This window comes from Eilatimonas milleporae, assembly GCF_003688555.1.
GTDB lineage: Bacteria > Pseudomonadota > Alphaproteobacteria > Sphingomonadales > Kordiimonadaceae > Eilatimonas > Eilatimonas milleporae.
In genome coordinates, this window is record NZ_REFR01000009.1 from 673807 (window position 1) to 686019 (window position 12213).

At 66.3% G+C, this 12213-nt stretch carries 9 protein-coding genes; 7 read left to right on the top strand and 2 right to left on the bottom strand.

Annotation, left to right across the window (positions count from 1 at the left end; all coding sequences use genetic code 11):
- Positions 1–3 precede the first annotated feature (3 nt).
- The 7 genes from BXY39_RS03765 (at position 4) to BXY39_RS03795 (ending at position 10918) form a co-directional block, all read left to right on the top strand.
- Complete coding sequence (locus BXY39_RS03765) at positions 4–696, top strand: response regulator (protein WP_121937470.1); 693 nt, start codon at positions 4–6, stop codon at positions 694–696.
- A gap of 174 nt (positions 697–870) precedes the next feature.
- The gene (locus tag BXY39_RS03770; protein WP_121937471.1) at positions 871–1413 is read left to right on the top strand and encodes a hypothetical protein; all 543 of its coding nucleotides are present in this window, start codon (positions 871–873) and stop codon (positions 1411–1413) included.
- 677 nt (positions 1414–2090) lie between these two features.
- Positions 2091–4907 carry a TonB-dependent receptor gene (locus BXY39_RS03775; protein WP_211332069.1) on the top strand — a complete coding sequence of 939 codons (2817 nt, stop codon included), beginning with the start codon at positions 2091–2093 and terminating at the stop codon, positions 4905–4907.
- Positions 4908–5134: 227 nt separating this feature from the next.
- Positions 5135–7570 (top strand): TonB-dependent receptor plug domain-containing protein, encoded by a 2436-nt coding sequence (locus BXY39_RS03780; protein ID WP_121937472.1) that lies wholly within the window; start codon positions 5135–5137, stop codon positions 7568–7570.
- A gap of 83 nt (positions 7571–7653) precedes the next feature.
- A complete protein-coding gene (locus tag BXY39_RS03785; RefSeq protein WP_211332072.1) occupies positions 7654–9012 on the top strand; it encodes an aminotransferase class V-fold PLP-dependent enzyme in 1359 nt (452 codons plus the stop codon).
- A gap of 100 nt (positions 9013–9112) precedes the next feature.
- Entirely contained in the window at positions 9113–9748 is a 636-nt protein-coding gene (locus BXY39_RS03790) for an RNA polymerase sigma factor (RefSeq protein WP_170163601.1), read from the top strand.
- Between the two features lie 21 nt (positions 9749–9769).
- The gene (locus BXY39_RS03795) at positions 9770–10918 is read left to right on the top strand and encodes a FecR family protein (protein WP_121937474.1); all 1149 of its coding nucleotides are present in this window, start codon (positions 9770–9772) and stop codon (positions 10916–10918) included.
- Between the two features lie 322 nt (positions 10919–11240).
- Here BXY39_RS03795 and BXY39_RS03800 read toward each other — a convergent pair whose 3' ends face one another.
- Both BXY39_RS03800 and BXY39_RS03805 read right to left on the bottom strand, forming a co-directional pair.
- A complete protein-coding gene (locus BXY39_RS03800) occupies positions 11241–11639 on the bottom strand; it encodes a type II toxin-antitoxin system death-on-curing family toxin (protein WP_121937475.1) in 399 nt (132 codons plus the stop codon).
- Positions 11639–11863 (bottom strand): AbrB/MazE/SpoVT family DNA-binding domain-containing protein, encoded by a 225-nt coding sequence (locus BXY39_RS03805; protein WP_121937476.1) that lies wholly within the window; start codon positions 11861–11863, stop codon positions 11639–11641. The genes BXY39_RS03800 and BXY39_RS03805 overlap by 1 nt, the downstream gene beginning before the upstream one ends.
- Positions 11864–12213 lie beyond the last annotated feature (350 nt).

Sequence of the window (12213 nt, forward strand, 5' to 3'; positions counted from 1 at the left end):
ACCATGTTCAGCACCGGCAAACACCTGCTGATCGTCGAGGACGCGGCCAGCATCGCCCTGTTCCTCAAGGTCAATCTGCGCCATCAGGGCTTTTTCGTCGACATCGCCGCCACCGCCGGCGAGGCCGCCGCCATGATGGATCAGGCGGGCGCCATCCGCACCCCGCCCTATGATCTGGTCCTGGTGGACCTGGGCCTGCCCGACCGTGACGGCACCGACCTGATCGCCGACATCACGGGCGAGACCGGCGTGCCCCCCGTCATCGCCATGAGCGCCGACACGGATGCCGAGGTCTCCGCCCGCGCCGTCGCCGCCGGCGCCGTCCTGTTCATTGAAAAACCGGTCAACATGGTCCGTTTGACGGCGGCCATTTCCGAAACACTCGAAGACCGCCATTATCTGAAGGACCATGTCACGGGGGCGAAACTGGCCGAGGAACACGCCGCCCTTGCCACTGCCTACAGGCAGCATCTGATGGGTCTCGCCTCCGATCTCGGCATGGCCATGCCGGTGCCCCAGCTGCGCTCCCTCCTCCATCAGCTCAAGGGCAGCGCCACCCTTTACGGCATGACCGCCCTGTCGCTGGCGGCCGGCGCCTTCAGCCGCCAGCTGGCCGAGGGCGGGCCGCAGACCGCCCGCCGCGTCCGCCGCGACCTGCGCGACGCCATTCTCGACGCCGCCGAGCCGGGCTGCTGATGTGCAGCCCGCAACCGTCTTTGCGGGCTGCAACGCATTTTCGCGGACCGCAAAGGCGGATCCGCACGCTTCATTTTAAATAATTCATATATTTCAATATTTTAAGGAAAAGGCCCGCCGGGCCTTTTCTTGCACCGTCCCCTCCGACCGCGACCCGTTGGAAAGGACGGACCCATGTTTGCAAAGACCCTGCGCCCCGCGCCGACCCTGAAATTCAGTGAGCTGAAATGCATTGTCCTGGCGTTCATCGCCCTGCACACCCTCATGCCCGCGTCGGCGCGCGCGTCGGATTATTTTTTCCGGCCCGTGGAATATGCCGCCATCGGCACCTGGGTGCCGGACCTGAAATTCGTGCTGTTCAACCCCAGCCGGGCGCCAATCCTCCTGCGCCTGTCGGCAGCCCGCGCAGGGAGCGAGGCCGGCGTGCTGCCCGCCGGCGGCCGCAGTGACACCCATGTCGCGCTGAAGGCCCTGCCGGCGCAGATTTTCCTCATGCCCGGACAGCGCAAGACCGTGTCGCTGGACTACCGGCCCAGATACGCCGGCGATTACGGCGAAACCGGTTTCGTCCTCACGGTCGAACAGCAGCCGGTTCTCTACACCGGCGACGGCGTCTCGCACGACCAGCCCGCCATGACCGTGCGCAACTACACCGCCGACATCACCGTGCGCACCACCCCCGACCAGCCCCTGATGATGGCTGAAAACATCAAATAACCGCGTGCGAACAGGAAGAAAGCCGCCCCGGACAGCCGATGCCTCGGACCTGTCCCGCCATCCGGCACAGGCTGCCTTGGGCCAGAGACAGAAGTCAGAGACAGAAGTCAGAGACAGAAGTCAGAGACAGAGGGGTCTGACACAGGGGACCCAACGCCGCGTCCAACCGCCGCCGCCGTATGCCCCGCCGGCTGCATGCTGCCGGACACAAAGCATCGAACGCCGCCCCAACCCCCCGCCGCCGGACGCCCGATACGGAATGGCCGACATCCGATACCGCCTGCCGCCTGCCGCCGCTGCCGAATACCGGATACCCGCCCCACCGGCCCACATCTCTTTGGGAAAACTGGTGACAGTATACGGATTTTTAGAATGGCGCCGAGTGACAATCTCTCTTCATATTCAATGCCTTAAAGAAAATCATCCGGACCGGAAAAACTATATACTGTCCCTAATATTTCTTATGGAAATATCACGGACGGCCCCCCGGCCCCATGCCCCCGCGCCAGTGCAGGGGCGATAGCGGTCGGCCCACGTCGGAGGCCGCGCACCCGGTACGGTCCGTCGTGCCCCGCTCTGACGTCCCGCCCTCCCGGCTGGGCGGGCCTGTCTTAAGACCGCAACATGCGGCTGTTAAAGGCGGTTGGACATGTTGCTTTCGGGGCGGTGCAAGGGCCTTGAGACGGGCAGATGCAGCATATTTCAGGCGGGCCGGAACGGGCGCGGGGCGTTTCCTGTGCCTGGTGGTGTCCCTGTGCGCAACCGTATGCGCTGCTGTCTGCGCCAGCGGTGGCCCGGTCCATGCGTTGACCGCCGCCGCCATGGGCACCGCCGGCCGCACGGACCGGCCGCCGGACATCCGCCATATCGCCCTCGACGCCCAGGACCTGGCCGCCGCCCTTCAACGTGTCTCCCTCGCCTTCGATGTGAACATTCTCTACACCGCCGATCTGGTGGCCGGGCGGACGACGGCGGGGTTCGCCGGATATTACGACGCCGCCGGGGCGCTGCACCGCCTGGCCGCCGGGCAGGGGCTGGATGTGGTCCGGGTGCGCGGCGGCACGCTGGCCCTGGTGCGCGCGCCCGCCGCAAAACACCCCCCCGATCCGCCACCGGCTACCGCCGCGAGACAACCGACCGGCGGGGCGGCGGGCACGGCGTCCGGCACGACGCCCTCCGTCTCCGAGATCATCGTCACCGGCACCCGGCGGGCGGCGCGCACCCGCTTCGGCTCGCTGTCGCCCATCGATGTGCTGTCCGCCGGCGACATCGGCCTGACCGCGTCGGAGGAAATCTCCGACTCCCTCGCCCGGCTGCTGCCCGCCTTCACCGCCCAGCGCTTTCCCCTCAATGACGGGCTGATCTTCGTCCGCCCCACCACCCTGCGCGGTCTGTCGCCGGACCAGACGCTGGTGCTGGTCAACGGCAAGCGCCGTCACCGCTCGGCCTTTCTGGGTCTGCGCGGCGGCCAGTCGGTGGACATCACCCAGGTCTCGCCCTTTTCCATTGAACGGATTGAAGTGTTGCGGGACGGGGCGTCGGCGCAGTACGGCTCGGACGCCATCGCCGGCGTCATCAACATCCTCCTCGACGACGAACCCGGACACAGCGCCTTCGGCCAGTTCTCCGAATATTACGAGGGCGACGGCGACAACTACCGCGCCGGCTTCCAGGCCGGCTTCGGCTTCGCGGAACGCGGCTTCCTCGTCACCACCTTCGAATATTTCGACGCCGCCCGCACATCCCGCACCCGACAGCGCCCCGACGCCCTCGCCTTCCAGGCCGCGAACCCCGACCTCGACGTCCCCAACCCGGTGCAGAACTGGGGACAGCCCGAGCGGGACGGCATCCGCTTCGCCCTCAACAGCCAGTATGCCCTCGCCGACACAACCGACGCCTATCTCTTCGGCACCTACGGCGAAAGCGACGGCGTCTCGGACTTCAACTGGCGCAACCCCGACACCACCAGCGCCTTCAATCCCAGCGACGCCTTCCCCGGCTTCGACCTGCGCACCCTCTACCCCGCCGGCTTCACACCCCAGTTCGGGCAGGAAGACCGCGACATCTCGCTCACCGGCGGCGCCCGTGGCGCCCTCGGCGACGGCGCCTTCACCTGGGACGCCAGCCTCGGCTACGGCAGCAACCGCATCGAATATGTCATGACCGACACCATCAACGCCTCCCTCGGGCCCGACAGTCCCACAGCCTTCCGCCCCGGCACGCTGGAACAGCGCGAGTTCAACATCAATCTCGACTTCGTCCACACCCTCGACATCGGCAATGACGCCGGGCCCGTCAACATCGCCTTCGGCGGCGAACGCCGCGAGGAAACCTATGAGATCGAGGCCGGCGACCCCGCCTCCTTCGCCATCGGCCCCGGCGCCGTCGACGGCCTGCCCTCCGGCTCCAACGGCTTCCCCGGATACAGCGACGCCCAGGCCGGCACGTTCGATCAGGAAAGCTATGCCGCCTATGTCGATGTGGAAGTCCCCCTCACCAGCCGCTGGACCCTCGGCCTCGCCGGCCGCTATGAGGACTTCTCCGAATTCGGCGACACCCTGAACGGCAAGCTCTCCACCCGCTTCGAGATCACCCCGACCCTCGCCCTGCGCGCCACCGCGTCGACCGGCTTCCGCGCGCCCACACCGGGCCAGCTGTTCAGCGAACGCACCTCCCAGGGGCTCGACACCGTCACCCTCAACATCTTCACACGCGGGCGCTTCTCGCCCCAGGGTGCCGTCGCCGACATCATCTCCCGCCGCGCCGATGCCGACATCAACCCCCTGACGGCCGAGGAGTCCGAGAATTACAGCCTCGGCCTCGCCTACAGCAACAACGCCGGCTTCAGCGCCTCCATCGATGTCTATCAGGTCAATGTGGACGACCGCTTCGGCACCTCCCAGACCTTCACCCTCACCGACGCCGAGCGGGCCGAGCTTGTCGCCCTCGGCGTCCCCGGCGGCGAAGGCATCACCAGCGTCAACTTCTTCCAGAACGACTTCGACACCCGCACGCGCGGCGTCGACATTGTCGCCGCCTACACCACCCAGGCCGGGCCCGGTACCCTCTCCCTCACCGCCGCCTATAACTATAACGAAACCGAAGTCACAGACGGCAGTTTCGTCGATGCCCGGCCCGACCGCGTCACCTTTGAGGAGGGGCTGCCCCGCCACAATGCGGTGGCGTCCGCCGGCTACCGCATTGGCGCCGTCAGCCTGTTCGCCCGCGCCGCCTTTGTCGGCAAATGGACCGACCTGTCCGACACCGAAGCCGGCGGCCCGTTCCAGACCTTCGGTTCGGAAATCCTGATCGACGCGGCCCTGACCTACCGGATCGACGAGCGTGTTCATGTCCGTCTCGGCGGGGAAAACATTTTCGACGCCTACCCGGACGAGGCCACTTTTCAGGCCAATCGCGGCCTGATCTATTCCCGCAACGCCCCTTACGACACCGACGGCGGCCTTTACTATCTGCGCCTGGGCGTGGATTTCTGAACCGCGCCACACCGCCCCCGATACCCGGCACGCCCCAAAAACCGGCGGACACACCGGCGGGCCGGCCGCCCCTTCGTGAAACATTTGTGAAATCACGCTGCACCCGCGCAGAAGCCCGTCCCGGATCGTCACACGGGATGTGGGGCGGCCTTTGGACCCGCTCTCCGGTCACAGGGCCGGCCGGCCCCACGCATTTTTGGAATTGTCCATATTTTCGGGGGAAACTCATGCCATTCGGAAAAACCATCGCCGCGGGACTGCTGTTGTCCAGCGCCTCGCTTCTGGCTCTTGCACCCGCATCCGCCCAGGGTGCCGCCGCCGACAGCGGTGCCGGGGCGGACGACATGGTCGAACAGATCATCGTCACCGGCACCCGGCGGGCGGAACGCACCGCCTTCAGTTCGCTGGCGCCCATCGACATCATCACCAGCGACGCCGTCGACCGCACCGCGTCCGAGGACCTTCTCGACACGCTGGCGCAGATCGTGCCGTCCTTCAACGTGCAGCGCCTGCCGCTGGCCGACGGGCTGGTTTTCGTGCGTCCGGCCACCCTGCGCGGCCTGTCACCGGACCAGACGCTGGTGCTGGTCAACGGCAAGCGCCGCCACCGCGCCGCCCTGCTCGGCAGCAACGGGGCCCAGTCCGCCGACCTGGCGCAGATCCCCTCCTTCGCCATTGAACGGATTGAGGTATTGCGGGACGGGGCGTCGGCGCAGTACGGCTCGGACGCCATCGCCGGCGTCATCAACATCCTCCTCGACGACGAACCCGGACACAGCGCCTTCGGCCAGTTCTCCGAATATTACGAGGGCGACGGCGACAACTACCGCGCCGGCTTCCAGGCCGGCTTCGGCTTCGCGGAACGCGGCTTCCTCGTCACCACCTTCGAATATTTCGACGCCGCCCGCACATCCCGCACCCGACAGCGCCCCGACGCCCTCGCCTTCCAGGCCGCGAACCCCGACCTCGACGTCCCCAACCCGGTGCAGAACTGGGGACAGCCCGAGCGGGACGGCATCCGCTTCGCCCTCAACAGCCAGTATGCCCTCGCCGACACAACCGACGCCTATCTCTTCGGCACCTACGGCGAAAGCGACGGCGTCTCGGACTTCAACTGGCGCAACCCCGACACCACCAGCGCCTTCAATCCCAGCGACGCCTTCCCCGGCTTCGACCTGCGCACCCTCTACCCCGCCGGCTTCACACCCCAGTTCGGGCAGGAAGACCGCGACATCTCGCTCACCGGCGGCGCCCGTGGCGCCCTCGGCGACGGCGCCTTCACCTGGGACGCCAGCCTCGGCTACGGCAGCAACCGCATCGAATATGTCATGACCGACACCATCAACGCCTCCCTCGGGCCCGACAGTCCCACAGCCTTCCGCCCCGGCACGCTGGAACAGCGCGAGTTCAACATCAATCTCGACTTCGTCCACACCCTCGACATCGGCAATGACGCCGGGCCCGTCAACATCGCCTTCGGCGGCGAACGCCGCGAGGAAACCTATGAGATCGAGGCCGGCGACCCCGCCTCCTTCGCCATCGGCCCCGGCGCCGTCGACGGCCTGCCCTCCGGCTCCAACGGCTTCCCCGGATACAGCGACGCCCAGGCCGGCACGTTCGATCAGGAAAGCTATGCCGCCTATGTCGATGTGGAAGTCCCCCTCACCAGCCGCTGGACCCTCGGCCTCGCCGGCCGCTATGAGGACTTCTCCGAATTCGGCGACACCCTGAACGGCAAGCTCTCCACCCGCTTCGAGATCACCCCGACCCTCGCCCTGCGCGCCACCGCGTCGACCGGCTTCCGCGCGCCCACACCGGGCCAGCTGTTCAGCGAACGCACCTCCCAGGGGCTCGACACCGTCACCCTCAACATCTTCACACGCGGGCGCTTCTCGCCCCAGGGTGCCGTCGCCGACATCATCTCCCGCCGCGCCGATGCCGACATCAACCCCCTGACGGCCGAGGAGTCCGAGAATTACAGCCTCGGCCTCGCCTACAGCAACAACGCCGGCTTCAGCGCCTCCATCGATGTCTATCAGGTCAATGTGGACGACCGCTTCGGCACCTCCCAGACCTTCACCCTCACCGACGCCGAGCGGGCCGAGCTTGTCGCCCTCGGCGTCCCCGGCGGCGAAGGCATCACCAGCGTCAACTTCTTCCAGAACGACTTCGACACCCGCACGCGCGGCGTCGACATTGTCGCCGCCTACACCACCCAGGCCGGGCCCGGTACCCTCTCCCTCACCGCCGCCTATAACTATAACGAAACCGAAGTCACAGACGGCCGGCTCGAGGACAACGAGACCCTGCGCGTCCGCTTCGAGGACCTGCTGCCCAAACACACCGGCAACGCCGCCGCCAACTATGCCGTCGGCGATCTCGAATTCCTCGGCCGCCTGCGCTATTTCGGGCCGTGGACGGATTTCTCCTTCAATGCGGCCGGCGAGATCTTCCAGGAGTTCGGCGGCGAGGTCTTCGTCGACCTGGCGGTGACATGGAACATCCGCGAGGAAGTCTCGCTCAGGGTCGGGGCGGAAAATGTCTTCGACACCTTCCCGGACGAGGCGGAATTCCAGTCCAATCGCGGCCTGATCTATTCCCGCAACGCCCCCTATGACACCGACGGCGGTCTCTACTATCTTCGTCTGGGCGTGGACTTCTGAACCGCGCCGGACCGCACAGCCGAAACCGGACCGGACGGCGGACATCACCGCCGTCCGGTCCCCGCATACCCCAGGACGCAGCCATGCCCGATCTGTCCAGACGCCGCTTCATCACCGCCGCCACCGCGACCGCCGTGACCGGCACCGCCATACCGGCCGCCGCCCTGACAAACGCCGCCGCACCGCCGGCAGCACCCCTGCCCGCCTCGACCCTGCCCACCCCGACCCTGTCCGCCCCGGCCCTGCCGGCACCGGAAACCCTGCGTCCCGACGACGAGGACGGCTGGCGCGCTGTCGCCGCCCACTATGATGTGACGGACGATGTGATCAATCTGGAAAACGGCAACTGGGGCATCATGGCCCGCCCGGTGCTGGAGGCGTATCTGAACCACACGCGGATGATCAACCGCGACAACAGCTATTACACCCGCCGCCGATACTGGCCCGCCTATGTCGCGGTATTGGACGCGGTCGCGGCCCGCCTGGGCGCCGCCCGCGAGGAGGTCGCGCTGACACGCGGCGCCACCGAGGCCCTGCAGAACATCATCGGCGGCTTCAACCGCCTGTCGCCCGGCGACGCGGTCATGTATGCCGATCTGGACTATGGCTCGATCCGTGAGGCCATGCGCGCCACCGCCGCGCGGGCCGGCTGCGGGGCCGTGGCGCTGAACGTGCCCGAACCCGCCACCCATGACGGCCTGATCGCTTTTTACCGCGACGCGCTCGACCGCCACCCCGAGACAAGGCTGCTGCTGCTCACCCATGTCAGCCACCGCACCGGCCTGGTCATCCCCGTGCGCGCCATCGCCCGCGAGGCCAGGGCGCGCGGTGTCAGCACCGTGGTCGACGCCGCCCATTCCTGGGGGCAGATCGATTTCCGCGTGGACGATCTGGACGCCGATTTCATCGGCTTCAACCTGCACAAATGGATGGGCGCGCCCATCGGCGTCGGCGCCCTCTATATCCGCCGGGACCGGCTGGGCGACATCAGCCCCAATCTTTCCGCCACCGACGGCGAGAAAGATCACATTTATGGTCGCGTCCATTCGGGCACCAGCAATTTCGCCGCCTTTCTCACCGTACCGGACGCATTCGCCTTTCACGACGCCGTCGGCGCGGCGGCCAAGGCCGCGCGCCTGCGCTATCTGCGCGGCATCTGGACCGGGCTGCTCAGCGGCACGCCCGGCCTGGACATTCTGACGCCCGAGGACCCGCGCCTGCATGCCGGCATCACATCCTTCCGGCTGACCGGCGTCACCGGTGTCGACGACAACCGCCGGCTGGCCAAACGCCTGCTCGACGAACACGGTGTGTTCACCGTTCACCGCGACGGCGTCGCCGCCGGCGCCTGCATCCGCGTCACCCCCGGCCTGTACAACAGCGCCGACCATATGCGCCGCGCCGCGGCGGGAATCCGGGCCCTTGTCACGGCACGGTCATAGAAGGGCGGGCACACTGCCGGGAACGCAGCGCCCAGGCCCGCACCGGGGCGGCGCGGTTCGCGCATGCCATGGGTCCGGACCCTTGCCTGAAAGGATGCCTTTGCCGGAACAACCGCCCGTATCGGACAAAACGCACACCGTCGGCACGCCGCCGCCGTCCGGGTCCGCCGTGCCGCGCTGTCCGGTGACGCCCCGCGCCCCGGCAAAACCGTCAGCAACACCGTCGGCCACACCGTCCGACAACCCCCGCCTGTCCCGGCTGTTCGCCGACCATGGCCGGCAGTTGACCGCCTTTGCCCGCTCCAAGGGCGCCACCCCCGACGACGCGGCCGAGATCGTCCAAGACGCCTTTCTCCGGTTGAAAAAATACGGATTGCAAAAAAAAGTTGAAAATGACCTCGCATTTCTGCGCACCATCATCGTCAACCTTATCAGGGACCGATACAGAAAGAGACAAAACGCCCCGTTCACAGGGGATTATGAAGACGCCGTGCAAAACGCGCCAAGCGTGCGCCCGGACCAGGAAACGGCCCTTGCGGCCAAACAGGACCTCCGGCGGACCCTGCGCGATATCGCCGATCTGCCGGACATCACCCGCGGGGTTTTCGTCCGCTACCGGCTGCACGGCCACACCTATGACCGGATCGCCCGCGACATGGGTCTGACCATCGCGCTGGTGCGGCGGCATCTCAGGGACGCCGTCGTCAGCCTGACACGGAAACGCGGGCAGGGATAACGGGGAAAGCGTAAGGAAACGGTGACACGGCATTCGGACATAAACACCGCCCTCCTGGATGAGGCGGCCGACTGGGCCCTCCGGATCGAGGAAGACCCCGCCCTGCGCGTCAGCGAGGGGTTCGAGCGCTGGCTCCACCGCTCGCCGGATCACATCGCCGCCTTTACCAGCGTGTCCGGCCTGTGGGACGACACCGCGCCGCATCGCATACCGCGCCTGAACCGCTGGGCCCTCGCCCTGCGCGTGGCGCTGGAAGACCACCTGCCCGCGCGAGCGCCCCGCCGGCCACGCGCCGGCGGCACGGCCCCCGCCCCCTCGGGCCTGTCCACCGGGCGCCTGTCCATACCCATCCCCGCCATCCGGGCCGTGGCCCTGACAGCCTGCGTGGTGGTGTGTGTCGCCGCCGCCCTCCTGCTCGCGGGGCCCGGCGGGGTCGACCGCGCCGGCTACGGCACCGCCATCGGCGAAATCCGCCAGGTCGCCCTCAGGGACGCCACCGTCATGCATCTGGATTCCGCCACCCGGGTACAAACCGCCTTTTCCGACCGTGCCCGCCGTGTCGATCTGGCCGGCGGCCGGGTCTTCGTCGACGTGACACGCATGGCGGACCGCCCCTTCACCGTCCATGTCGGCGACACCGGCTTCACCGCCCTTGGCACCGCCTATTCCGTCCACCGGGACACGGCGCGGATCCGGCTGGAGGTTTACGAAGGACGGGTCCGGATCGTCCGGCCGGGCCGCGACCCCGTCACCATCACCGCCGGTGACGGCGCCCATGTCGCGCGCCCCAACACCGATCCAGACACCAACCAGAACACCGACACCGGCCCAAATACCGACCCAAACACCCACACAGCCACGGGCCTGGAAATCTTCGCCCTCGGCGGCCCGGCCGCCCCGGACGGGCCCGCGTGGACGCGGAACCGCGCGGTTTTCAGCGCCACGCCGCTGCGCGACGCCGTGCGCGAAATCAACCGCTATACGACGCGGAAAGTCATCGTCGCCGACACCGCGCTCGCGGATCACAGGATCAGCGGCGTCTTCACCCTGACCGACACGGACGCGTTCATCCGCACCGCCGCGCTGATCACCGGCGCCGCCGTGCGCGAAACAGACACCGCCGTCCACCTGTCGGCGGCCGTCGCGCCCCCGGCCGGCATCAGGGACTAGGGGTCAGGGCACACGGCCCCGTCCCCATGCTTCCGGGCTCGCCGCATACCTCCCCCCGAATACGCCACGCCATCGCAACACTGCACCAAAACCGGTCTCAACAATCCGGGGACGGTATACCGGTTTTAACGGGTCATAAAATCGGGGACAGTATATGGTTTTCCGACAACCGCCTATTCTCCATAACACATTGTAAAAAAATGAGTTTGTCGAAAATGTTCCGACCAAAAAAACTATATACTGTCCCTATATTTTATATACGGGAATCATGGTGTGCAAAGCCGGCAGGCAAGCCACCCGCGATAAAGCCCGAAAGCAGCTGTCAGGAAGACGGCAAGGCCGCCATGTTCGCCCGGACCCAGTCGGCGAATGCCGCCTCCGTCATGTCGCCGCCGGCCAGCGCAAGCACGGCCTGTATCGCCGCGACCGGCGATGCCGTCAGGCCGTAACCATTGATGCCTAGGAAGATACCGACGGACAGAAACGCCGCCCGCTTGTTGCCGTCCACAAAGGGATGGTTTTTCGCCAGCCCGTAGGCATAGGCGGCCGCCAGGGCGGCCAGGTCCGCATCCGGGTCATAGCCCGCCAGGTTCACGGGGCGCATCAGGGCTGATTCCAACAGCCCCATATCGCGCAGGCCCCGGCCGCCGCCATGGTCGGCCAGGCTTTCTTCATGCAGAATCAACAGCGCCCGCGCATCGATCCAGCGATACCCGGCCATTATTTGGCCAGCACCTTGAACGTATCCCGGTATGTCTTCATGAAATCCCGCCCGGTATCAAGCTGGTCCTGAATGGTGGGATCGTACGGCGTCAACAGGATGCCGTCGGGTGTTTCAACCGCATACACCCGGTCACCCTTTTCCAGCTTCAACCGGGCCAGCAGATCCTTGGGAAAAATCGCCCCGGTAGACGTGCCGATCGATGTCAGTTTCAGAACATGCATGCCCTGCCCTTTCCTGCCGTTATTATAATGAACATTATAATAACAAAGACGCAACGCTCGTCAAACCTGGCACTCGACACAGGCCTTGCCCGAATATGGTGAGGGCAAAATCGCTATCGGATATGCGGAGACGACAGTGTGGTTTTGACACGGCCTAAAGTCGATTAACTAATATGTAGGCTCAAGCGAGTATTGGCAGCGTCATTATCCTCTCCCACATCCCTTTTCCGTCACCCCCTTGGCGTCCCGAATGCTCACTCGACTTGTGGGGGCGAACACATGTCCAAGTTTTTGGGACGTCAGTGAGAATGACAAATCTACCAATAAGTGTGTTTTTTCAAAATATTGTC

Excerpts from the sequence above, each read along its gene's own strand:
- BXY39_RS03780 (WP_121937472.1), top strand. The coding sequence starts at position 5,135 with ATGCCATTCGGAAAAACCATCGCCGCGGGACTGCTGTTGTCCAGCGCC.
- BXY39_RS03785 (WP_211332072.1), top strand. The coding sequence starts at position 7,654 with ATGCCCGATCTGTCCAGACGCCGCTTCATCACCGCCGCCACCGCGACC.
- BXY39_RS03765 (WP_121937470.1), top strand. The coding sequence starts at position 4 with ATGTTCAGCACCGGCAAACACCTGCTGATCGTCGAGGACGCGGCCAGC.
- BXY39_RS03770 (WP_121937471.1), top strand. The coding sequence starts at position 871 with ATGTTTGCAAAGACCCTGCGCCCCGCGCCGACCCTGAAATTCAGTGAG.
- BXY39_RS03800 (WP_121937475.1), bottom strand. The coding sequence starts at position 11,639 with ATGGCCGGGTATCGCTGGATCGATGCGCGGGCGCTGTTGATTCTGCAT.
- BXY39_RS03805 (WP_121937476.1), bottom strand. The coding sequence starts at position 11,863 with ATGCATGTTCTGAAACTGACATCGATCGGCACGTCTACCGGGGCGATT.